Annotated in this window: 25 protein-coding genes; 14 read left to right on the top strand and 11 right to left on the bottom strand. The window is 58.8% G+C overall.

The window, feature by feature from the left end; translation table 11 throughout:
- The first annotated feature begins 10 nt into the window (after positions 1 to 10).
- The 6 genes from hpaB to yjiA all read left to right on the top strand — a co-directional run bounded on the left by hpaB (position 11) and on the right by yjiA (position 6,764).
- A complete protein-coding gene (hpaB, locus tag APT89_RS18545; RefSeq protein ID WP_049007416.1) occupies positions 11 to 1,573 on the top strand; it encodes a 4-hydroxyphenylacetate 3-monooxygenase, oxygenase component in 1,563 nt (520 codons plus the stop codon).
- Between the two features lie 17 nt (positions 1,574 to 1,590).
- A complete protein-coding gene (locus tag APT89_RS18540; RefSeq protein WP_041911318.1) occupies positions 1,591 to 2,103 on the top strand; it encodes a 4-hydroxyphenylacetate 3-monooxygenase reductase subunit in 513 nt (170 codons plus the stop codon).
- A 176-nt stretch (positions 2,104 to 2,279) separates the two neighbouring features.
- Positions 2,280 to 3,197 (top strand): helix-turn-helix transcriptional regulator, encoded by a 918-nt coding sequence (locus tag APT89_RS18535; protein WP_048957191.1) that lies wholly within the window; start codon positions 2,280 to 2,282, stop codon positions 3,195 to 3,197.
- A 191-nt stretch (positions 3,198 to 3,388) separates the two neighbouring features.
- Complete coding sequence (locus APT89_RS18530) at positions 3,389 to 5,542, top strand: carbon starvation CstA family protein (protein WP_028015394.1); 2,154 nt, start codon at positions 3,389 to 3,391, stop codon at positions 5,540 to 5,542.
- A gap of 54 nt (positions 5,543 to 5,596) precedes the next feature.
- Positions 5,597 to 5,800: a YbdD/YjiX family protein gene (locus tag APT89_RS18525; RefSeq protein WP_003856610.1), complete on the top strand. Its 204-nt coding sequence runs from the start codon at positions 5,597 to 5,599 to the stop codon at positions 5,798 to 5,800.
- A gap of 10 nt (positions 5,801 to 5,810) precedes the next feature.
- Positions 5,811 to 6,764 carry a GTPase gene (gene yjiA, locus APT89_RS18520; RefSeq protein WP_060573266.1) on the top strand — a complete coding sequence of 318 codons (954 nt, stop codon included), beginning with the start codon at positions 5,811 to 5,813 and terminating at the stop codon, positions 6,762 to 6,764.
- A 53-nt stretch (positions 6,765 to 6,817) separates the two neighbouring features.
- Here yjiA and APT89_RS18515 read toward each other — a convergent pair whose 3' ends face one another.
- Complete coding sequence (locus APT89_RS18515; protein WP_060573264.1) at positions 6,818 to 8,176, bottom strand: esterase-like activity of phytase family protein; 1,359 nt, start codon at positions 8,174 to 8,176, stop codon at positions 6,818 to 6,820.
- Positions 8,177 to 8,586: 410 nt separating this feature from the next.
- Between APT89_RS18515 and APT89_RS18510 the strand changes: the two genes are divergently transcribed.
- Both APT89_RS18510 and APT89_RS18505 read left to right on the top strand, forming a co-directional pair.
- A complete protein-coding gene (locus tag APT89_RS18510) occupies positions 8,587 to 9,132 on the top strand; it encodes a YfaZ family outer membrane protein (protein ID WP_060573263.1) in 546 nt (181 codons plus the stop codon).
- A complete protein-coding gene (locus APT89_RS18505) occupies positions 9,132 to 9,452 on the top strand; it encodes a hypothetical protein (RefSeq protein ID WP_028015390.1) in 321 nt (106 codons plus the stop codon). The genes APT89_RS18510 and APT89_RS18505 overlap by 1 nt, the downstream gene beginning before the upstream one ends.
- Positions 9,453 to 9,495: 43 nt before the next feature.
- Here APT89_RS18505 and APT89_RS18500 read toward each other — a convergent pair whose 3' ends face one another.
- Positions 9,496 to 10,866: an NAD-dependent succinate-semialdehyde dehydrogenase gene (locus APT89_RS18500; protein WP_060573262.1), complete on the bottom strand. Its 1,371-nt coding sequence runs from the start codon at positions 10,864 to 10,866 to the stop codon at positions 9,496 to 9,498.
- Positions 10,867 to 11,017: 151 nt separating this feature from the next.
- Here APT89_RS18500 and APT89_RS18495 point away from each other — a divergent pair, with 151 nt between their 5' ends.
- Genes APT89_RS18495 through APT89_RS18485 form a run of 3 tightly spaced genes read left to right on the top strand, consistent with a single transcriptional unit; the run spans position 11,018 to position 13,743 of the window.
- Positions 11,018 to 11,761 (top strand): AraC family transcriptional regulator, encoded by a 744-nt coding sequence (locus APT89_RS18495; RefSeq protein ID WP_060573261.1) that lies wholly within the window; start codon positions 11,018 to 11,020, stop codon positions 11,759 to 11,761.
- Positions 11,762 to 11,808: 47 nt separating this feature from the next.
- Positions 11,809 to 12,462, top strand: coding sequence for a LysE family translocator (locus APT89_RS18490; RefSeq protein WP_060573260.1), 654 nt, complete (start codon positions 11,809 to 11,811; stop codon positions 12,460 to 12,462).
- 3 nt (positions 12,463 to 12,465) lie between these two features.
- Positions 12,466 to 13,743, top strand: a complete 1,278-nt coding sequence (locus APT89_RS18485; protein ID WP_047363829.1) for a DUF445 domain-containing protein — start codon at positions 12,466 to 12,468, stop codon at positions 13,741 to 13,743.
- Here the strand turns inward: APT89_RS18485 and APT89_RS18480 are convergent.
- On the bottom strand, positions 13,724 to 14,587 hold the full coding sequence (locus APT89_RS18480; RefSeq protein ID WP_047363827.1) for a LysR substrate-binding domain-containing protein: 864 nt from the start codon (positions 14,585 to 14,587) through the stop codon (positions 13,724 to 13,726). The genes APT89_RS18485 and APT89_RS18480 overlap by 20 nt on opposite strands.
- 97 nt (positions 14,588 to 14,684) lie before the next feature.
- On the opposite strand from APT89_RS18480, the gene APT89_RS18475 reads away from it, so the two are divergent.
- Together APT89_RS18475 and APT89_RS18470 are read left to right on the top strand one after the other, a co-directional pair.
- A complete protein-coding gene (locus APT89_RS18475) occupies positions 14,685 to 14,993 on the top strand; it encodes a carboxymuconolactone decarboxylase family protein (RefSeq protein ID WP_047363825.1) in 309 nt (102 codons plus the stop codon).
- A complete protein-coding gene (locus tag APT89_RS18470) occupies positions 14,993 to 15,373 on the top strand; it encodes a tautomerase family protein (protein WP_060573258.1) in 381 nt (126 codons plus the stop codon). The genes APT89_RS18475 and APT89_RS18470 overlap by 1 nt, the downstream gene beginning before the upstream one ends.
- On the opposite strand, the gene APT89_RS18465 is transcribed toward APT89_RS18470, so the two are convergent.
- The 7 genes from APT89_RS18465 to APT89_RS18435 form a co-directional block, all read right to left on the bottom strand.
- Positions 15,364 to 16,428 (bottom strand): DUF2955 domain-containing protein, encoded by a 1,065-nt coding sequence (locus APT89_RS18465; protein WP_045259544.1) that lies wholly within the window; start codon positions 16,426 to 16,428, stop codon positions 15,364 to 15,366. The two genes, APT89_RS18470 and APT89_RS18465, sit on opposite strands and share 10 nt — an antisense overlap.
- Positions 16,418 to 17,485 carry an HlyD family secretion protein gene (locus tag APT89_RS18460; protein ID WP_120787306.1) on the bottom strand — a complete coding sequence of 356 codons (1,068 nt, stop codon included), beginning with the start codon at positions 17,483 to 17,485 and terminating at the stop codon, positions 16,418 to 16,420. Before APT89_RS18460 ends, APT89_RS18465 begins: the two co-directional genes overlap by 11 nt.
- Positions 17,482 to 17,952 carry a MarR family winged helix-turn-helix transcriptional regulator gene (locus APT89_RS18455; RefSeq protein ID WP_028015381.1) on the bottom strand — a complete coding sequence of 157 codons (471 nt, stop codon included), beginning with the start codon at positions 17,950 to 17,952 and terminating at the stop codon, positions 17,482 to 17,484. The genes APT89_RS18460 and APT89_RS18455 overlap by 4 nt, the downstream gene beginning before the upstream one ends.
- Before the next feature lie 149 nt (positions 17,953 to 18,101).
- The gene (locus tag APT89_RS18450) at positions 18,102 to 18,797 is read right to left on the bottom strand and encodes an ArsR/SmtB family transcription factor (protein WP_041911329.1); all 696 of its coding nucleotides are present in this window, start codon (positions 18,795 to 18,797) and stop codon (positions 18,102 to 18,104) included.
- On the bottom strand, positions 18,772 to 19,167 hold the full coding sequence (locus APT89_RS18445; RefSeq protein WP_045631062.1) for an amino acid-binding protein: 396 nt from the start codon (positions 19,165 to 19,167) through the stop codon (positions 18,772 to 18,774). The genes APT89_RS18450 and APT89_RS18445 overlap by 26 nt, the downstream gene beginning before the upstream one ends.
- Positions 19,160 to 19,483: an antibiotic biosynthesis monooxygenase family protein gene (locus APT89_RS18440; RefSeq protein WP_041911331.1), complete on the bottom strand. Its 324-nt coding sequence runs from the start codon at positions 19,481 to 19,483 to the stop codon at positions 19,160 to 19,162. The genes APT89_RS18445 and APT89_RS18440 overlap by 8 nt, the downstream gene beginning before the upstream one ends.
- Positions 19,484 to 19,558: 75 nt before the next feature.
- Positions 19,559 to 20,971 (bottom strand): aldehyde dehydrogenase family protein, encoded by a 1,413-nt coding sequence (locus tag APT89_RS18435; protein ID WP_060573257.1) that lies wholly within the window; start codon positions 20,969 to 20,971, stop codon positions 19,559 to 19,561.
- 100 nt (positions 20,972 to 21,071) lie between these two features.
- Here APT89_RS18435 and APT89_RS18430 point away from each other — a divergent pair, with 100 nt between their 5' ends.
- The gene (locus tag APT89_RS18430; protein ID WP_041911333.1) at positions 21,072 to 21,974 is read left to right on the top strand and encodes a LysR family transcriptional regulator; all 903 of its coding nucleotides are present in this window, start codon (positions 21,072 to 21,074) and stop codon (positions 21,972 to 21,974) included.
- Here the strand turns inward: APT89_RS18430 and APT89_RS18425 are convergent.
- Entirely contained in the window at positions 21,961 to 22,440 is a 480-nt protein-coding gene (locus APT89_RS18425; protein WP_060573254.1) for a carboxymuconolactone decarboxylase family protein, read from the bottom strand. The two genes, APT89_RS18430 and APT89_RS18425, sit on opposite strands and share 14 nt — an antisense overlap.
- Positions 22,441 to 22,454 lie beyond the last annotated feature (14 nt).

Raw genomic sequence — 22,454 nt, 5'->3', positions numbered from 1 at the left:
TGAGGTCCCTATGAAGCCTGAAGATTTCCGCACTGATGCCAAACGTCCGTTAACCGGCGAAGAGTATTTAAAAAGCCTGCAGGACGGCCGTGAGATTTACATCTACGGCGAGCGCGTCAAAGACGTCACCACCCATCCGGCGTTTCGCAACGCGGCGGCCTCCATCGCGCAGATGTACGACGCGCTGCACAAGCCTGACATGCAGGATACCCTCTGCTGGGGCACCGACACCGGCAGCGGCGGCTACACCCATAAGTTCTTCCGCGTGGCGAAAAGCGCCGACGACCTGCGCCAGCAGCGCGACGCCATCGCCGAGTGGTCGCGCCTGAGCTACGGCTGGATGGGGCGCACGCCGGACTACAAAGCGGCGTTCGGCTGCGCGCTGGGAGCGAACCCTGCCTTCTACGGTCAGTTCGAGCAGAACGCCCGCAACTGGTACACCCGCATTCAGGAAACCGGCCTGTACTTTAACCACGCTATCGTCAACCCGCCGATCGACCGCCACAAGCCGGCGGACGAGGTGAAGGACGTCTACATCAAGCTGGAGAAAGAGACCGACGCCGGGATTATCGTCAGCGGCGCGAAGGTGGTGGCGACCAACTCGGCGTTGACCCACTACAACATGATCGGTTTTGGCTCCGCGCAGGTGATGGGCGAAAACCCGGACTTCGCACTGATGTTCGTCGCGCCGATGGATGCCGAAGGCGTGAAGCTGATCTCCCGCGCCTCGTATGAGATGGTGGCAGGCGCAACCGGCTCCCCGTACGACTACCCGCTCTCCAGCCGCTTCGACGAGAACGACGCGATCCTGGTGATGGATAACGTGCTGATCCCGTGGGAAAACGTGCTGATCTACCGCGATTTCGACCGCTGCCGTCGCTGGACGATGGAGGGCGGCTTCGCCCGCATGTACCCGCTGCAGGCCTGCGTGCGTCTGGCGGTGAAGCTCGACTTCATCACCGCCCTGCTGAAGAAATCCCTGGAGTGCACCGGTACCCTGGAGTTCCGCGGCGTGCAGGCGGATCTCGGTGAAGTAGTGGCCTGGCGCAATATGTTCTGGGCGCTGAGCGACTCCATGTGCTCCGAAGCCACGCCGTGGGTTAACGGCGCGTACCTGCCGGACCACGCGGCGCTGCAAACCTACCGCGTGATGGCCCCGATGGCCTACGCGAAGATCAAGAACATCATCGAACGTAACGTGACCTCCGGGCTGATCTACCTGCCGTCCAGCGCGCGGGACCTGAACAACCCGCAGATCGACCAGTATCTGGCGAAGTACGTGCGCGGCTCCAACGGAATGGATCACGTCGAACGCATCAAGATTTTGAAACTGATGTGGGACGCCATCGGCAGCGAATTTGGCGGTCGTCACGAGCTGTACGAGATTAACTACTCCGGAAGCCAGGATGAGATCCGCCTGCAATGCCTGCGTCAGGCGCAAAGCTCCGGGAATATGGACAAGATGATGGCAATGGTCGACCGCTGCATGTCCGAATACGACCAGCACGGCTGGACCGTGCCGCACCTGCACAACAACAGCGATATCAACATGCTCGACAAGCTGCTGAAATAGCGCAGCGGGAGGTTACAATGCATTCAGATGAACAACGCCTGCGTTTTCGCGACGCAATGAGCAGCCTGTCGGCGGCGGTCAATGTGGTCACCACCGAGGGCGATGCCGGACGCTGCGGCATTACCGCCACCGCCGTCTGCTCGGTGACGGATACCCCGCCGTCGGTCATGGTCTGCATTAACGCCAACAGCGCCATGAACCCGGTCTTTCAGGGCAACGGCAGGCTGTGCGTCAACGTGCTGAACCACGAGCAGGAGATCATGGCCCGCCACTTCGCCGGGATGACCGGGATGGCAATGGAGGAGCGCTTTGCCCTCTCCTGCTGGCAGAAAGGCCCGCTGGGGCAGCCGGTGCTGAAAGGCGCGCTGGCGAGTCTGGAAGGCGAGATTACCCAGGTGCAAACCATCGGCACGCATCTGGTTTATCTTGTCGAAGTGAAAAACATCATCCTGAGTGACGCGGGACACGGCCTGATCTACTTTAAGCGCCGTTTCCACCCGGTGATGATGGAGATGGAAGCCGTCGTGTGATCCCCCTCGCGCTGGCCTTTTTTCGGGCCAGCGCCGCTTTCTACAAAAATTCCTAAGGTTTCCGCTAAATCACGCCGTTATATATCCATAAGAGAAATTTTCTGTGCCTGAATACTGACATCTCCGGTCAGTGCTTTTGCATTGTTCAGCGCATACCCAATATACAGGAAGACCTTATGGCTAAAACGACGCGGAGCCGCTCGGCTGAACGTCTGGTCGATATTCTCCTTGAGCTACATTTACACGGCGTAGTAAACCGCAGTGCGCTAATGGAGAAATTTAAAATTACCGAGCGCACCGTCTACCGGGATTTAAATGCGCTCTCGCCCATTGTTGAACATACCGGTAACGGGCTATATCGACTGATCCATTCCGCCCAATCTCCCGGCGGGCAGGGATTACATCATGCTCTGGCTAACTTCCTGAATGCCGATAACTTTTTCCCTGAAAGAAATACGGACTTCTGGCAAAAGCTGGAGGCGCGCGTCGACGAAAACCATATTCTTATCCTCGGTAATGACGCAGAGCACACGGTGCAGCGTGATATCCGCCGCCATTTAGCGAAAATCGAGAAATCGATTAAGAACCATAATGTCTGTCAGATCGTTTATAAGGGTAAAACCCGTCTGATTAATCCCTATAAACTCATTAACAAAAAAAATATATGGTATTTACAAGCTACCGAAAATAGCCGGTTGAAATCCTTTTCATTAAGCCAGATTAGCTGGTTTGATGTTCAAAAAACCTTTTTTACCCCTGATGAAAATGTCCGGGAACTGCTGGAAAAAAGCCTCGACCCGTGGGTGTCCGAAACTACTTTCACCGTGAAAATATTCATTAAGGATAATATTTCACATTACTTCCTGCGCCGCGATCTCCTGCCGGAACAGGAGCTGCTGGAGGAGCGGCGCGGCGGCGTCACGCTGCGCTGCCAGGCGGCACACGAAAACCAGATCCTGCCGCTGCTGTTCTACTGGCTGCCGAATATTCAGATCCTGGAGCCGAGCTGGCTGAAGGAGAAGCTCATCAAGACGCTGGAAAGCTACCTGTCGATGGAGCGCAGCCCGGAAAACCACGTGATCTCAATCACATAATTTTCCCGACCAGCGGCGAGCCTGAACCACTCGCCGCGTCCTTTGACCGCTCACCCATCACTTTCAACCACTCACTCATTTACCGTCCTTTACGCGCGCGCGGATCTGGCACGATCGCTCCAGCATTAATCAATACCTCCTCACAACGAACCCTGACCCTTTTTTCTTTACATAAAAAACCAGGTCTTACTATGGATACTAAAAAACTACTTAAGCACGTGCCCTGGGCCTTACTCGGGATCCTCGGCGCTTTCTGTCTGGCGGTTGTCGCATTGCGCCGGGGCGAACACGTCAGCGCCCTGTGGATCGTGGTCGCGTCGGTTTCCGTCTACCTTGTGGCTTATCGCTACTACAGCTTATACATCGCGCAGAAGGTCATGAAGCTCGACCCGACGCGCGCCACCCCGGCAGTCATTAACAATGACGGTCTGAACTACGTGCCAACCAACCGCTACGTGCTGTTTGGTCACCACTTTGCCGCTATCGCCGGTGCTGGCCCGCTGGTTGGCCCGGTACTGGCCGCGCAAATGGGCTACCTGCCAGGTACGCTCTGGCTGCTGGCGGGCGTGGTGCTGGCGGGGGCGGTGCAGGACTTTATGGTGCTGTTTATCTCCTCGCGCCGTAACGGTTCGTCGCTGGGTGAGATGATCAAAGAAGAGATGGGCCGCGTGCCGGGCACTATCGCCCTCTTCGGCTGCTTCCTGATCATGATCATCATCCTCGCGGTGCTGGCGCTGATCGTGGTGAAGGCGCTGGCCGAAAGTCCGTGGGGCGTCTTCACCGTCTGTTCTACCGTACCGATTGCGCTGTTCATGGGCATCTATATGCGCTTCCTGCGCCCTGGCCGCGTGGGTGAAGTGTCGGTCATTGGTATCGTACTGCTGGTCGCCTCCATCTACTTCGGCGGCGTGATTGCGCACGACCCGTACTGGGGCCCGGCGCTGACCTTCAAGGACACCACCATCACCTTCGCGCTGATCGGTTACGCGTTCGTTTCCGCCCTGCTGCCGGTGTGGCTGATTCTGGCTCCGCGCGACTACCTGGCGACCTTCCTGAAAATCGGTGTCATCGTCGGGCTGGCGATCGGGATTGTGATCATCAACCCTGAGCTGAAAATGCCGGCGGTGACGCAGTACATTGACGGCACCGGTCCGCTGTGGAAAGGCGCCCTGTTCCCGTTCCTGTTTATTACCATCGCCTGCGGCGCCGTGTCTGGCTTCCACGCGCTGATCGCCTCCGGCACCACGCCGAAGCTGATGGCTAACGAAACCGACGCGCGCTTTATCGGTTACGGCGCGATGCTGATGGAGTCCTTCGTGGCGATCATGGCGCTGGTTGCGGCCTCGATTATCGAGCCAGGCCTGTACTTCGCGATGAACACCCCACCGGCGGGTCTGGGCATCACCATGCCAAACCTGCATGAGATGGGCGGGGAAAATACCGCGCTGATCATGGCACAGCTGAAAGAGGCCAGCGCACACGCGGCGGCGACCGTCAGCTCCTGGGGCTTCGTGATCTCGCCTGAGCAGATCATGCAGACCGCGAAGGACATTGGCGAACCGTCCGTGCTGAACCGCGCAGGTGGCGCGCCGACGCTGGCCGTGGGTATCGCACACGTGTTCCACAAAGTGCTGCCGTGGGCGGACATGGGCTTCTGGTACCACTTCGGTATTCTGTTCGAAGCGCTGTTCATCCTCACCGCGCTGGACGCCGGTACCCGTGCAGGCCGCTTTATGTTGCAGGATCTGCTGGGCAACTTCGTGCCGTTCCTGAAGAAAACCGACTCTCTGGTAGCGGGTGTTCTGGGTACTGCCGGGTGCGTAGGGCTGTGGGGCTACCTGCTGTATCAGGGCGTTGTCGACCCGCTCGGCGGCGTGAAGAGCCTGTGGCCACTGTTCGGTATCTCTAACCAGATGCTGGCAGCCGTTGCCCTGGTGCTCGGTACCGTTGTCCTCGTGAAGATGAAACGCACCAAATACATCTGGGTGACCGTGGTTCCTGCGTTATGGCTGCTGCTCTGCACCACCTGGGCGCTGGGCCTGAAGCTGTTCAGCACCAACCCGCAGCTGGAAGGCTTCTTCTTCATGGCTAACCAGTACAAAGAGAAGATTGCCGCAGGCGGCGCGGATCTGACCGCACAGCAGATTGCCAACATGAACCATATCGTGGTGAACAACTACACCAACGCGGGTCTGAGCATTCTGTTCCTGGTGGTGGTGTACAGCATTATCTTCTACGGCATCAAAACCTGGATGAAAGTGCGCAACACCGAAGGCCGTACGGATAAAGAGACCCCGTACGTGCCGGTGCCGGAAGGCGGCGTGAAGACCTCTTCACACCATTAATCTGGTTGTATTCAGCCCCGCTCCGGCGGGGCTTTGTTCTTATCAGGATGGACTATGTTTGGTAACTTAGGCGAAGCAAAAAAATACCTCGGTCAGGCGGCGAAGATGCTGATTGGCATTCCGGACTATGACAACTACGTTGAGCATATGAAGACCAACCATCCGGATAAGCCGTATATGACCTACACCGAATTCTTCCGCGAGCGTCAGGAAGCGCGCTACGGCGGAAGTGGAGAAGGCGGCGTCCGCTGCTGCTAAAGGAGAGACCATGACCCCGATTGCCGTTACACTGCTGACCGGTTTCCTCGGCGCCGGTAAAACCACCCTGCTGCGCCACATCCTGAACGAGCAGCACGGCTTCAAAATCGCCGTCATCGAAAACGAATTTGGCGAAGTCTCCGTTGACGATCAATTAATCGGAGACCGCGCCACGCAAATCAAAACCCTGACCAACGGCTGCATCTGCTGCACCCGCTCTAACGAGCTGGAAGACGCCCTGCTGGACCTGCTCGACAGTCGCGAGCGCGGGGAAATTGACTTCGACCGCCTGGTGATCGAGTGCACCGGCATGGCCGACCCCGGCCCGATTATTCAGACCTTTTTCTCGCACGATATTCTTTGCCAGCGCTACCTGCTGGACGGGGTGATTGCCCTGGTAGACGCGGTCCACGCCGACGAGCAGATGAACCAGTTCACCATTGCCCAGTCTCAGGTGGGCTACGCCGACCGCATTCTGCTGACCAAAACCGACGTGGCAGGCGACAGCGAAAAACTCCGCGAGCGCCTGAAGCGCATCAACTCGCGCGCGCCGATTTATACGGTGACATATGGCGATATCGATCTATCCCAGCTGTTTAACACCAACGGCTTTATGCTGGAGGAGAACGTCACCACGAAACCGCGCTTCCACTTTATGGGAGACAAGCAAAACGACGTGGCGTCGATTGTGGTGGAGCTGGACTATCCGGTGGACATCAGCGAGGTCTCGCGGGTAATGGAAAACCTGCTGCTGTCGTTTGCCGACAAGCTGCTGCGCTACAAAGGCATGCTGTGGATCGACGGCGAGCCAAACCGCCTGCTGTTTCAGGGCGTACAGCGCCTGTACAGCGCCGACTGGGACCGCCCGTGGGGCGATGAAGCGCCGCATAGCGTGATGGTGTTTATTGGTATCCAGCTGCCGGAAGAAGAAATCCGAGCAGCGTTTGCGGGTCTGAAGAAATAACAGCCTTGCTTCCCCTCTGCCCTGTGGGGAGAGGGGAAGGATGAGGGGTAAACTTATTTCAACGCCTCCGGCAGCGTCACAATCCACAGCTCGCTCTCTGACTCCGGCTTCTTCAGCGGCTTCACGCTGAGCGTGGTTTCCACCGGTTTATCATCCAGCGTCAGCTTGCTTTCCTCGTTAACCCGATAGTCCTTGAGCTTTTTGCCCTCGACCGGATGCTGCATCGCCACCTTCACGCCAAAGTCGTTATCGTTCGCCACCGCAAGCCGTTTGCCGTCGATCAGCGCCAGCCCTTCGGCCTTCTCCTGCTTCCAGCCCAGCGCGCGCAGATCGACGACCTGCGTTTTTGCAGCAAGGGTAATGCCGCGCTGCGCCAGGGTTTTCTCATCATCAAACTCCGGGTACTCGCCCGGCTTGTCGAAAGCGGTCAGGTCGCTCGCCTTGCTGAGATCCACCTTGTAGATAAGGTTACGCATCGCGTCATTTTTATCCTCACCCTGTTCAATCAGTAGGATGTGCTGGTCGTCCAGCGCCACGATGTCGCCGATTTTGGCGTCGCTGTTTTTGCTGTAGGCCGCGCTGTCGATGGGGTAGCCGTACATCGCCGTTTTCCCGGTCGCCGGGTCGAAGCTGACCAGACGCGTAAACAGCGCCTGATTTTTGCTCTTACCGTCGATATCCAGCGTGCTTTGCACGGCGGCGATAATCCGCCCGTCCGGCATCCGGGTCAGGCCTTCAAAGCCCCGGTTCGGCTGGCGCCATTTGATAACGTTTGGCAGACCGCCCGCGATGGATTTTTCCCCTTCCGCCGCCTGCGGCCCGTGGATCGCCAGAATTTTCCCTTTGCTGTCGACGTTAATCAGGAACGGGCCATACTCGTCGCACAGCCAGAAGCCGCCCTTGCCGTCCGGGGTGATGCCTTCCGTGTCCAGCCCGCGGTTGTCACCCTTCAGAATTTTAAGGGTATCGCTGAACGCCACCTCATTGGTGGCTCCAATCACGCCGCTTTGCAGCGGCAGGCCGTTAATCTCGCCTTTATCATCATGCAGCGGGCGGGCATCCGTTGCCTCCGCTTTGCCGTTCTGAACGCGGATGGTCATCAGCAGCGGCGCGAAACCCGGCGTGACAAAAATCTTGGCTTCGTTTTTACCCATTTTGGGCGCATCGGCGTTAGGACCGCGATCGGTCACGGTCGCGAAGGTCAGAGCATCGCCCTGCTTGCCCGTAAACAGCAGGCCGGAGCCAATCCCTACCGGGAGTCCATTCGGAAACGCACCGGCAAACGCGCCGCTGTATTTCACGTGTGAGCCGTCAGGGAAGCTGACAACATAGTGCTCAGCCGTGGGCTGCGCCGCCAGGCCAGAGAAAGAGAGCGTACAGCCGATAAGCACAGGAATGATTTTTCTTTTCATATTGTTAGCATCCGGAAAGTGAAGCCCACAACGTAATGAACAAACGTGTCAGAAAAATGACATGGAAAGGAAACGTGGCCGGACATCTGAACGAATAATGACCATAAAAATGTAAAAATTTGTTTTTTTATGTGATTTTAGAAATGGAATTGGAAATTATTAGAAGCGCAATTAATGCATCTCAAATCACTATCCCTGCCTCGTTCAGATTTCGTTTAGTCAAAAAATTAAACTGTTCCTCAACACCTCAAATTTGCGCGTTGACACACCGACAACCCAACTTAAGCGTTACAAATAAAGATAAAAGAATTAACAATTACAGCATGAAAAGTCGATTTGCATCACATTTGCAGTCATAAACATCGCTTGTTAAGGTGCCCCCAGATTAATTTGATGATGAGGCACGAAACATGAAAAAACTGAACATTCTTCTTCTTTCTGCACTGACCGCCATTTCGGGTTCCGCACTGGCAATGGGCGGCAGCATTGAGCAGGGTAAAAACTTTACCAACCTCAACCTGGAAATGGGCAAATCCTCATCCGGTGTTTATCTCGAAAGTAACTGGCTGAAAAACACCGACGACGGTACCCAGACCGGTGGCGTGGGCGCAGGCTACAACCTGGAAGTGGGCCCGGTGATGCTGAATGCAGGCGCAAAAGCCATCTACATCGGCCCGAAAAAAGGCGATAACGGCGTGGCCTTCCCGATTGGCGGCGGCGTAAACGTTGCGCTGACCGACAGCATCCACGTCTATGGCGAAGGCTATGCGGCACCAGAAGGCCTGAACAACAGCGTGAAAAACTACGTTGAAGCTAACGGCGGCGTAAGCTGGACCCCAATCAAACCGGTTACGCTGAAAGTGGGCTACCGCCACGTGAGCGTTGACGGTAAAGATGGTCGTCCAAACCACACCCTGATTGATGGCGCATATATCGGCGGTGGAGTTAGCTTCTGATGAAACACCGCATTACCGCGCTTTGCGTTCTGAGCCTCACGCTGATGCTCACCGGCTGCGTCCAGTACAAATGGGTAAAACCGGGCGTGAGCGACGCTGAAATGAATAAAAAGCTCACGGAATGCGAAGCGCAGGCCCTGATCGATCTGCCTCCGGATAACGTAGTGACCGGTTCGAGCTCGGAAAAAACGGATAAAAAGAACAAGAAAAAGGATATTTCCACGAGCTACACGGTTGAAGACGCGAATGAATATCGCCGGGATACGTTAGTCGACAGCTGCATGTTCAAAAGCGGCTGGGACAAGATCGAAGTACAGTAATCAACTGAAAAAACCTGCCAACCGGCAGGTTTTTTATTACCTCTTACTTACGCACCACCACCAGCTTCTGGTTCACAAACTCTTTGATCCCCAGATCCGACAGCTCGCGTCCGTAGCCGGAACGCTTCACGCCGCCGAACGGCAGCTCCGGCGCGGTATCGGTGAGCCAGTTGATGTACACCATCCCGGTCTCGATCCGCGACGCCATTTTCTTCGCGCGCTCAATGTCCTGGCTGAACACCGCCCCGCCCAGGCCGTAGTGGGAGTCGTTCGCCAGCGCGACCGCTTCGTCGTCGTTTTTCACCACGTACATCTGCGCAACCGGGCCGAAGAACTCTTCGAAGTACGCCGGGTTATCGCGGGAGATATTCGTCAGGATCGTCGGTTCGAAGAAGCTCCCGTCGCGCTGCACCGGCTTGCCGCCAAAGTGCAGCGTGGCACCGTTTTTCACCGCCTCGTTAACCTGTTTGGTCAGCGTTTCCAGCGCATCTTTGGAAGAGAGCGGCCCCAGCGTGGTGCTCTCGTCCAGCGGATCGCCAATCTTCACCTGCTTAAACGCCTCGGTAAATTTGCTCAGGAAGGCATCCGCAATCTTTTCATGCAGGATAAAGCGCTTCGCCGCGGTACAGACCTGCCCGGCGTTGTTGAGCCGCGCATTCACGCCAATCTTAACCGCTTTATCCAGGTCCGCGTCGTCCAGCACCACGAAGACGTCGTTACCGCCCAGTTCGAGGGTCGATTTCTTAATGTGCTTCGCCGCCTGCGCGGCCACCACGCTGCCCGCCTTTTCGGAGCCGGTTAGCGCTGCGCCCTGCACGCGATCGTCTGCGATGATATTCGCCACCTGTTCGGACGAGATAAACAGGTTCGTCCACGCCCCTTCCGGCGCGCCCGCCTCGCGCACCAGATGCGCAAAGGTCTCGGCGCAGTGCGGCACGATGCTGGCATGCTTGGCGATAACGGGGTTACCCGCCGCCAGGTTTGGTGCCAGGACGCGCATCAGCTGGTAGTACGGGAAGTTCCACGGCTCGACGGCCATCAGCACGCCGATGGGGTGATGCTCCACCCACGCTTCCCCAAGTTCAGAGTCGTACTTCACCGGGGCGAGGAACTGCTTCGCGTTGTCGGCGTAGTAGCGGGCGATCTGCGCGCAAAGCTTCACCTCGCCGCGGCTCTGTTCGATGAGCTTACCCATCTCCTGGCTGGCGATTTTGGCCAGATCCTCCACGCGCTCGTCGATCAGGTCGGCAAGCTTATGCAGCACCGGCAGGCGCTGGCTGATGTCGCCTTTCGCCCATTCCGAATGGTAAAGCGCATCGGCCGCCTTCAGCGCCGCTTCGATATCCGCGTCGGTATGTGAGGGGTATTCTTTGATGAGCTGGTTAGTGGCAGGATTTACTGTCTGATAAGCCATATCGAATCTCCATGTTTTACCGCTTAGGGTATTAAGGGTAGTCAACATGACTGGCTGTGGACGTAAAGTTGGGTATATCCGGAAGGTTCTGAGTTAAGCAGTGCCGGACGGTTCGCTGACGTGGTATAAAAAACGTCCAGAAGGAGTTTCCATGACCGATACCCGATACGTTCGCCAGACTTTTCACCGCGCCAGGGGCCTTGAGCTGCGCAGCACCTGGCAAAGCACGCAGGCGTACAAACGCCACAGTCACCCTCAGCTCTCCATCGGCGCGATTGTTGAGGGCCAGACCTGCTGCGTGTGCCATGACCAAGAGTACATTCTTCATCCCGGGGACCTCATTGCGATCCCGGCTTATGTGCCGCACAGCTGCAACCCCGTCGACGGGCAGCCGCGCAGCTACCATATGCTCTATATCGACACCGATCTTCCTCTGGCGCTACAGGTGATTCGTAACCCTGCCCTGTTTGCCCATTACCTGGACGTCGTTAAGACAATGTCTCCAGCGTCCGTGGAGGCGCTGCTTTCTGCCCTTCCCCGCTGCGCGGATAACGCAGACGCGCTTCGGCCAACCAGCCAGCAGGTTCAGGAGGCGTTTCTTGCCGACCTGGCCGCACCGCCTTCGCTTGACGAACTTGCCCAACGCTTCTCGCTGCGCAAAGAGACGTTGATCCGCACCTTCCGGCAGGACACCGGCCTGACGCCGGGCAGCTTCCTCAACATCTCCCGCGTGGAGTTCGCCAAAGCGCGGCTACGTGCCGGGGACGACATCGCCGACGTCAGCTACCAGAGCGGCTTTGCCGACCAGAGCCATTTTCATAAGACCTTCGTCAGCTATACCGCCGCCACGCCGCGCCAGTACGCCACGGGCCGATCAATATCAGACAATAAATAGGTTCTGCAGCGCCGTAGCCTGTCCTCAGATGGTTAACTGAGGTCGCTATGGAACTGTTCTTCCCTTCCGCTTTTCTCGCTCTGGTACTGGCGCATTTTGTTGCGCTGTTGAGCCCGGGTCCGGATTTTTTCCTGCTTGTGGGCTACGCGGCGCGCTACCGACTGCGCGGCAGCGCCGGGCTGTGCGTCGGCATCGCCGCGGGTAACGCGCTCTATATTGTTCTGGTGATTATCGGCTGGAGCGCGCTGCGCCAGTTTACGTGGCTGTTTACGCTTATCGAGGTATGCGGGGCGCTGTACCTGCAGTGGATCGGCTCGCATCTGGTGCGCAGCCAACCGCAGGCGCTGACGCTTGCAGAAACCCGACAGCGGTGCCCTTCTCTGATGAAGCAGATCCTGCTGGGGCTGGGATCGGCGCTGTTAAATCCAAAAAATGCGCTGTTCTACCTGGCGCTGATGACGGCGTTACTCGGGCCGGACGTCACGCTGCTTCAGCAGGCGACCTGCGGCGTCTGGATGGTGATGGTGGTGCTGGCGTGGGATCTGGCGCTGGTGTCGATGATGGGGCTATCGGCGGTGCAACAGAAGCTTAGCCGTTCGCTGTGGTGGATTGAGCGCACGGCGGGCGTGGTGCTGATGGGGTTTGGCGGGTGGGTGCTGTGGCGATTTTTGCACTTTTCCCCCGCTTCCCTCTATCCTTAACCCATGGAAAAAATCGCTGAACTCAAACGCGCCAAGCTGCTGGCGCTGTCGCTGCTGCTGATTGCCGCCGCGGCCTTTGTCACCACCCTCTTCCTGCCGCAGACCTTCTGGGTGCGCGGCGTCAAAGCCATTGCCGAGGCGGCGATGGTCGGCGCGCTGGCGGACTGGTTTGCCGTCGTCGCGCTGTTCCGCCGGGTTCCCATTCCGTTTATTTCGCGCCATACGGCGATTATCCCGCGCAATAAGGACCGAATCGGCGACAATCTCGGCCAGTTCGTGCAGGAGAAGTTTCTTGATACTCAGTCACTTGTGGCGCTTATCCGCCGCTATGAGCCAGCGCAGATGATTGGCGCCTGGTTCAGCAAGCCCGACAACGCCCAGCGCGTCGGGCTGCATCTGATGCAGGTGATGAGCGGTTTTCTCGAGCTGACCGATGACGGGCGCATTCAGCGCCTGCTCAAACGCGCGGTGCATAAAGCTATCGACAAGGTCGATTTCACCGAAACCAGCGCCGTCATGCTGGAGAGCATGACCAAAAACAACCGCCATCAGGTACTGCTGGACGCCATCATCAACCGCCTGATTACCCTGATTCAGCGGGAAAGCACGCGGGAGTTTATTGCCGATCAGATTGTCCACTGGCTCAAAACCGAGCATCCCCGCAAGGCGATGGTGCTCCCCACGGAGTGGCTGGGCGATCAAAGCGCGGAGATGGTGTCGAACGCGGTGAACACGCTGCTGGACGATATCAGCCACGACCGCACGCACCAGATCCGTCAGGCGTTCGACCGCGCCACGCTGAAGCTTATCGACAACCTGAAAAACGATCCGGAAATGGCGGCGAAAGCCGACAACATCAAGCACTACCTGAAAAACGATGAGGCGTTTAACCGCTATCTGGGCGAGATGTGGGCTGACCTGCGCCAGTGGCTGAAGGCGGATATGCAAAGCGATGACTCGCGCGTGAAGCAGCGCATCGCCAACGCCGGGCTGTGGTTTGGCGAAACGTTAACAAACGACGCCAGCCTGCGCGCGTCGCTGAACGAGCATCTGGAGCAGGCCGCGCACCGCGTCGCACCGGATTTCGCCGCGTTCCTGACCCGCCACATCAGCGACACGGTCAAAAGCTGGGACGCCAAAGACATGTCCCGCCAGATTGAGCTGAACATTGGCAAAGACCTGCAGTTCATCCGCGTCAACGGCACGCTGGTGGGCGGGACGATAGGCCTCATCCTGTTCTTACTCTCGCAAGTCCCAACGCTTATCCATTCAGCGTCCTGAGGATCAGCGCCTTCATGCTGGTAATAGCTGCATCGGGGGAGGCGCTCCCCTGATGCAGCGCGATCCCCAGCTCTCCTGCATCTGGCAGCAGGTGGCTGTCGATCCGTAACGTCTCGGGCAGACCAATACGCGTGCGGAGCGTAATACCCAGCCCCGCGCTAACTCCCGCCCACAGCCCGCTCAGGCTATAGCTGGTATAAGCGATACGCCAGGGAATACCTGCGGCATCCAGTGCCGCGATGGCCCGGCTTCGCAGGAGGCAGGGCGCGTCAAACATCACCAGCGGCAGCGGCTCACCTCGTTGCAGAAGAACCTCAATGTCCTCGCGGGACCGGCAAATCCATGCCAGCGGTTCGCTTCGCACGTAGTCGCCTTCTCGACCTTCCTGCCAGACCAGTGCCAGATCGAGTTCATTCGCCGCCACGCCGCGCAGCAGCGGCGGGTTACGATCGACGCGTGCCGTCATGCGAAGCTCAGGGTGTTGTCTGTGAAAATCGCCGAGGACCTTCGGCATCACGGACTCGCCAAAGTCCTCCTGCATACCCAGCCGTACCTCGCCCTGAAGCAACTCACCTCTGATAGCCCGGAGCGCTTCATCATTTAATACCAGCATGCGTCGGGCGTAGCTCAGCAGAATTTCACCCTCTCGGGTCAGTGCCAGCGTACGCCCCTGCTTAACGGTCAGAGCCACGCCACACTGCTGCTCCAGCTTTTTTAGCTGGGCGCTAATCGCCGACGTGGACCGACACAGCCTGTCCGCCGCCTCGGCAAAACTGGCGGACTGAATCCCCTCCACAAAGCTGCGCAGCGCGTCCAGGTCTAATGTTGAAAAGCGTTTATCCATATCATCCTCATTTTCAGGACATTCAGTCCTGAACATTGCGATTTTATTTATGGTGGCAGCCTGCGAGAGTGTTTTCCAGACGACAGGAGGAATAAAAATGAGCACAACACTGAATCGCGACACGCTTGCGCAGGTTTCCCCTAAGCTGGCGGAACTGAGCCAGCAGGTACTTTTTGACGATATCTGGCAGCGTCCGCAGCTAGCCCCGCGGGATCGCAGTCTGATCACGCTTGCCGCGCTGGCAGCCCTGGGGCGCACCGCGCAGCTTCCCTGGCATATCGGCTTCGCCCGGCAAAACGGCGTGACGGACGACGAAATAGCCGAAGCGTTTACCCATCTGGCGTTTTACGCAGGCTGGCCGGCCGCCGTCAGCGCGCTGAGCAGCCTTGCAGAGGAGAAACAATAATGCCGTTTGTTCGTATCATGACGGGTGACCGCTATAGCGAGATACAGCAAAAGCAGATCTCGGACATTCTGCACCAGGCGCTGACGGAAACCTTCGCCGTTCCCGCACAGGACAGATTCCATTTTTTTGAATGCTTCGCGGCCGGGGATCGATACATTGATCGGCACTATCTCAGCACGGGCAGAACGGAGGGGGCGATACTGTTTAATATCGTTGCTGGTAAGCCGAGGAGCACTGAACAGAAATCTGCCCTCTACCGCCAGCTGGCTGCGCAACTGAATGAGAAGATGGGCATTGACGGTGGAGACGTGATGGTCGTTATCCAGTTTACGGCCGCTGAGGACTGGAGCTTCAGCGGCGGCAAACGCTATCAGCCCTGAATGACGTAGCGCGTGGCGGCGAAACGGTTCAGGATCAAATGCACCAGAAAGACCATCGTCAGCGTCGCCACCAGCGAAAAGGTCACGGAGGTGATGCGATAGAGATCGCTGAACACCAGGTCGCTGTCCGGGTGCATGTTCTGCCCGAACATAATGCCGATGGTCGTGATGCTGGAAAACCCCACGCCCGCGCCCACTTTCTCCATCACGTGCAGCCGCGCGCCAAACGCCAGACCGAGGCCAATCAGCGGCATCATCAGCAGCATATGGCTGCTGTGATCGTAGAGGATAAGCTGCACCACCAGAATGTAGAGGCAGCCCAGCACTACCCCGACCACGCGCCAGATGGAGCTCATCACCGCGCCGCGGTAGTGCATAGGGAACAGGATCAGAATCCCTGCCATTAGCGCCGAGAGCGAATCGCTTAAGTCGCTAATCTGAAACACCACGAAAATCATCGTCGCGACGCTGCCGGAGAGCAGCGACTCGTGGCGCACGCGGGCGTCGTCTTTCTCAATCAGCGGCGGCGGCTTGCGGGGCTCCACGTCCGGCAGCAGGTAGTTCATCAGCGCGCTCAGGCACACCGCCATCACGCTCGCTTCGATGTTGGAAAACAGCAGCGTGTGCCAGTTGGTGGTGGGGTAGCTCATAAAATTGAGCATCACGCTCTGGCACACAACCCCCATCGAGCCGAACAGGAATAGCGGCCCTTTGCTCATAAAGCGAAAACGCATCACGTAAAGGGCAAATACCACCAGCGTCATGATGACCGGCCATTGGGAAAGATAGCCGATGATAATCACCATTTCGACGCAGTTCAGCGATGCGCTGAAGATAAACTGCTTCGCCACGTGGCGGTTAAACACTGGCACCAGCGAGAGGAGCATGATCGGATAGACCACGAAAAACACGCCGTAGCTGGTGTTGTAGAAGCTCGATATGCTCAGGGCAATCATCCCGGCAAAAACGATGCGCAGGGTCTGGCGAAAGTCGTTTGCCGTGTAGACGATGTTGCCGTGCGGGGTAAAGACCCGCGCCAGCGTATTAATAGACATAGTGAAGCAGGCTCACCAGGTGGATCTGCATTCCGGAGAAGAAGCGCGCAAACGGCCCTTCGCTGTTGTAGAGCTGCACGGTCGCCCGTGCGCCGGTTGGCAGCGGCTTCGGCAGCGGCTCATCCAGCGTGACGTGAATGCGCATGCGCTGAGCGTCTCGTACCCAGCGGTTAGAGGTCTCCGGCTGGGAGAGCTGGCCGTTAACCGCCTCCTGGCCTGCGAGGATCCCCGCGTCGCTGCTGGCCACGTGGGCGCGGAACACCTGCCCCGGGAAGGCGTCAAACACTACTGCGGCATCGGTGCCCTGACGGGTATGGCGCAGGCTCTTCTCGCGGAAATCGGCCACGATATCGGTCTGGTTGTTTACCAGCGCCAGCGCGGCGGAGCCGGATGAGGCGTAAAAACCGGGGCTTAACTGCAGGTTACTGACCGTGCCGTTCGCCTGGGCGTAGACCTTTGTCCAGCCGAGGTTCAGCTCTGCTTCATCCAGCGCGTTGCGGTATTTTTGCAGCGTCACGTTGCGGTGTTCTTCGCGCTCGCCGCGCTGGATGCGCAGGTTCCGGATGTTGGCCTGAATCGTGCTGACGGACTGCTCGCTGCTCTGCCAGGCGGTGCGGACCTTATCCAGATCCGCCTGCGAGACGTTCTGTAACGTGCTCAGCTTCTGATAGCGTTCGAAGGTCACCTTGTCGTTACGTGCGGTCAGCACCGCGGTTTTCAGGCTGGCCTGCGCGGCGGCGATCTGCGCGTCCAGCTGTTCGTTAGAGAGACGCGCCTGCTCCAGCGCGATTTGCGCCGCTTCCACTTTATTGCGAAACGGCGTGTCGTCGAGCTCAAACAGCAGATCGCCTTTCTTCACCTGGCTGTTGTTGTGGACATGTACCGCCGCCACGTAGCCGGAGACGCGCGGAGAAACCGGGGTTACCACGCGCATGACGGTGGAGTCCGGCGTCAGCGGGATCCAGATATCCGCGACGACAAAATAGATAAACATCAGCAGGAAAGAGGCAATACTCACCCTTACCCAGCGGGCAAACTTTTGTTCAGGGGTCATTATTTTTCGGTCTTGTTGTCTTCTTCGCGGATTGTCCGCAAATTGCACGCGATTTGATTTAACGTGGCGCTGAAAATCTCGATATGCTCCGGCGCGATGTGTTGCGATACGCGAGCCTGATAGGTCTCAATCACCTGAGTGAGCCTTTTTAAAATGGCTTTTCCCTCAGGCGTCAGCGTCAGAAGCCGGATGCGCTTGTCATAAGGCGATGTGGTGCGCAGCAGGTAACCCTGTTTTTCCAGCTGTGTCAGGGTGCGCATCAGCGGCGGCAGTTCAATACCTTGCACCTCCGCCAGCTCACTCATTGAGACGTTATCCCCGAGCTGATGAAGCTGCATCATCACCGTCCAGCTCGACTGGGTTAAGCCGGTATCGAGAATGGCATCATCGATCACCGCACGCCACTGGCGCACGATCATCGCCATCCGCATGCCCATCGGCCTGCGGCTAAACAGCGCTTCTTCACTCATGGGGAAACCTCTCGTCACACGCGGTCAAGATAATAGTTATCAGGGTAAGTATCAAGAAACGCGAGACGAAAGAGCAGGAATTGCGAAAACGATGTCTCCCTCTCCCTGTGGGAGAGGGTCGGGGTGAGGGCACCAGCCCGCAGTGGAGTTTAGCGGCTAAAATGCCTCCTGACGGCACTTTTTCCCGAAGCCGTCACCACCACCTCCCGATACCCCGCCACCCGCTGGATCCACCCTTTGCTTTCCAGATGAATAAGCAGCGCCGCGCCAGCTTCGCCTCCGAGGTGAAACCGCCGCTCGCTCCAGTCCAGACAGGCGCAGCAGGCCTTGCGGCGCGGATGAGCGCTTAACGACACGCCGAGCTTCAGAAACTGCTCCCGGCCATACAGCGTGAGCGCTGAACCGTCTGCCTCCAGCCAGCCTTCCGCCTGCATGAAATCGTAGATCTTTACCGCCACCGCGCCCGCCAGATGATCGTAGCAGGTGCGCGCCTCCCGCATGGCCTTCGGCGCGGTGGTTTCCGGCGGCGCAATGCGGCTCCAGGAGAGCCCCATCATCTGTTCGATCAGCTCCGCCACGTCGTGCCCCGCCAGACGATAGTAGCGGTGCCGCCCCTGAGACAGACAGGTAATCAACTTTCCCTCCACCAGCCGGGCGAGATGCCCGCTGGCGGTCGACGGGGCGACGTCTGCCGCGGTGCTCAGTTCGGTGGCGGTCCACGCCCGCCCGTCCATCAGCGCGCACAGCATCTTCACGCGCGACGGATCGGCCATTGCCGCCGCCACCGCCGCAATGGCCTGCTCCAGCGCCGCGCCGTTATCAGTCGGTAAGCTTGTCTTTAACATGTGCTGCCCAGGGTTCGGTGATCTCTGCGGCCAGCTTATCATCATCCGTCAGCAGAATAAGGTGATTCGCATGGTCGCTGTACTGGGTAAGAACAGACACGCCGCGTGCCGCCAGCGCCGCCGCAATTTCACCCAGCTCGCCGGGACGCGACTGCCTGAGTTTTCTGATAACCGGCCTGCGCACCGCCTGCACGGTAAACCCGGCCTCCACCAGCACGCGGCGGGCTTTTTCCCCGTCCTCCACCAGGAAATGGGCATCGGTACCGAATACGCCGCCCCCCTCAAGCCCTACGCCGTTGCGCCCCAACAGCTGTCCAAAGCGCGCCAGCTCGCCGGGCCCGTCGCGGAAAATCACGTGAACGTCATACATTCGCGCGCCCTCCCGTTTCGGAACTGTACTCCCGCACCAGCTGCGCCACGCGAATACGGTAGAAAGAAAAAATCGACTCCCGCCCTTCGGCCTGTGCCGCCTGATGGAAAACGTTCTGCTTCCAGCGGCGGACGGCCTCTTCATCCCGCCACCAGGAAAGGGAAAGTATTTTGCCGTCGGTCGTCAGGCTCTGGAACCGTTCGATATCGATAAAGCCGTCGATGTCGGCCAGCAAAGGCTTAAGCTCTGCGGCAAGTTGGAGGTAGCGCGCCTGATGGGCAGGCGCGGCTTTGGCTTCGAAAAGGACTGCGATCATGATGGTCTCTCCGCTGTGATGTTGAGGAGAGAATGCAGGATGGAAAAGCACAATGCTTCGGTAAAGAGCGAAGCTTTAGCCCAGAACCGACCTCGGCTCCATAAACGCGCGGATCCCCCACTCGCCCATCTCGCGCCCCACGCCGGAGTGCTTAAACCCGCCAAACGGCGCTTTCGGTTCATGGGCCAGGGTGTTCACCAGCACGCGACCGGAAACAATCTGCTGCGCCACGCGGCGCGCGCGGTCCGCACCGCCCAGCACCACCGCGCTCAGGCCGTAGTCCGTGTCGTTGGCAATGGCAATCGCCTCCGCCTCGTCACGATAGGGAATTACGCACAGCACCGGGCCAAAAATCTCGTCGCGGGCAATCGTCATTTGGTTGTTCACGTCGGCAAACAGCGTCGGGCGCACAAACCAGCCGTCCTGCGTGCCTTCCGGCCGCCCCTCGCCGCCCGCCAGCAGGCGCGCCCCCTCTTCGACACCTTTGCGGATATAGCCCTGCACCCGCTGCCACTGCTTTGCGCTGACCATCGGGCCGACGTCCGTTGATTTATCGCGCGGGTCGCCGGAGTTCACCGTCGCCACGGCCTGCGCCAGCGCGGTTTCGATCTCCGCCTTACGCGAGTAAGGCACCAGAATACGCGTTCCGGCCACGCACGCCTGCCCGCTGTTCATAAACCCGGCCTGAATCACCAGCGGGATCGCCTGCGCCAGATCCACGTCATCCAGCAGGATCGTCGGCGATTTCCCGCCTAACTCCAGCGTCACGCGCTTAAAGCTTTCCGCCGCGTTGCGCAGGATCGCCTTGCCGGTATGCGTCGAACCGGTAAACGAGATTTTTGCCACGTCCGGATGGCGGCTGATTGTGTCACCGACCGTCTCACCCCGCCCGGTGACGATGTTTAACACGCCCGGCGGCAGAGCCGCATCGCGCAGCGCTTCGGTGACAATCTGCGTTTGCAGGGCGCTCATTTCGCTCGGCTTGATCACCGCCGTACAGCCCGCGGCCAGCGCGGCCGCCAGCTTACCGCAGATAAATCCTGCGTCGCTGTTCCACGGCGTAATCAGCCCGGCCACGCCAAGCGGCGTCATCTGCACCGTGGCTGCACCCGCGGGGGTGACGAATTCAAACGCCTCCAGCGCCTCAATCGCCTGAGCAATCACCTCCGCCGGATAGCTGGCCATCCACGCGGAGCGCGAGGCGGGCGCGCCGTACTCTTCGATGACCGCTTCCAGCAGATCGTCGTGACGAGCGGCCACGGCGGCGTGCATACGTTTTAGCGCGGCAATGCGCTCCTGCTTTGTCGTCTGCGACCACGCGGGGAACGCCGCTTTTGCCGCCGCAACGGCGCGCGCTGCGTCAACCTCATCCGCCAGGCGTACCTGCCCGATGACCTGCGCCGTCGCCGGGTTGTATAAATCAAACCGTTCGGTGCCGTGCGGGGTAACAAATTCGCCGTTAATAAAGATCTGTTCGATAGTGTGCATATAAACCTCCTCAGGCTGTGTGAGCACAGTCTGGCACGGCTTCTCCGTTGCGATAATCCACGCTATGCTGCAAGGGTTGTTTCGATTTTCAGGATAATCTATGCATCGTTCAGGTCTGACAGAGCTGGAAGTGGTTATGGCGGTGGTGCGGCGCGGCAGCTTTCGCGGCGCGGCGCAGGAGCTCGGCATGTCCGCCACGGCGGTCAGTAACGCCATCGCCGGGCTGGAGAGCCGCCTGGATACTCGCCTCTTTAACCGCACTACCCGCAGCGTGGCGCTCACCGACGCCGGACAGCGCTACGTGGCGCGCGTTGGCCCGGCGCTGCAGGAGATCCGCCTCGCCAGCGAGGAGATCCACAGCGACACCGGGGAACCCGCCGGCACGCTGCGTCTGAACGTGCCGAACCATATCGGCACCCTGTTTCTGGACCAGCTGCTGATCGACTTTATGATCCGCTATCCGAAGATGCGCGTGGAAACCGTCAGCGAAGCGCGCATGATTGACATCGTCGCGGAAGGCTACGACGCGGGGATCCGCCTTGAGGAGTCCGTGCCGCAGGACATGATCGCCGTGCCGCTGACCGGGGAGATCCGCCAGCTGGTGACCGCCACGCCGGACTATTTTGCCCGTCACGGTACTCCGCAGACGCCGGACGATCTGCTTTCACATCAGGGGATCGGCATGCGCATGGCCCACGGCGGGATCTACCGCTGGGAGCTGGCGCGTCGGGGGGAAACGTACGCCCTTGCCGTACCGCCGCGCTTTGCGACATCCGATCTTTTTGCCTCGATCCGCGCCGTAAAGGCGGGATTAGGGGTAGGATTTTTGCCGGAACTGTATATCCGGGAAGAGCTTGAGAATGGAGAGCTGGTGAGCGTTTTAAACGACTGGGCGCAGCCCTTTGCCGGGCTGCGCCTGTATTACCCCGGCCATCGCCACGTCCCGCCGGGACTGCGGGCGCTGGTGGCGATGATCCGCGAGCGCGGGATTATTCCAGGTTAGCCTTATTCAGTCCGTAAGCCGCGTCCAGCGAGCCGGGCGCCATGCGGGAGGTGATCCCAAGACGGTTCCAGGCGTTGATCGCCACGATGGCGAAGTTCAGCTCTGAAATCTCCACGTCCGAGAAGTGCTCCGCCACGCTGCGGTACAGCACGTCGCTCACTCCGTGAACGCCAATCTGGGTCAGCGCTTCGGTGAAGGCCAGCGCGGCTTTCTCGCGGGCGCTGAACAGCGGGGACTCGCGCCAGGCCGCCAGATGGTACAGGCGCAGCTCGCGTTCCCCGGCGATTTTGGCCTCTTTAGAGTGCATATCCAGACAGAATGTACAGCCGTTCAGCTGCGACACGCGAATGTCGATTAGGTGCTTCAGCGCCGGGTCGATGGAGGTTTTTGCCACCTCCATGCTCAGGGCAGACAGCGCGTTGGCGAGGGCAGGTGTAACTTTATGGTGGTTAACGCGAGTGCTCATTGTCTTTCCTCTTT

This window comes from Enterobacter sp. 50588862, from assembly GCF_001462935.1.
GTDB classification, from domain to species: Bacteria; Pseudomonadota; Gammaproteobacteria; order Enterobacterales; family Enterobacteriaceae; genus Enterobacter; species Enterobacter bugandensis.
The sequence above is the reverse complement of the archived record's forward strand: the minus strand, read 5'-3'. Positions and strand labels throughout refer to the sequence as shown.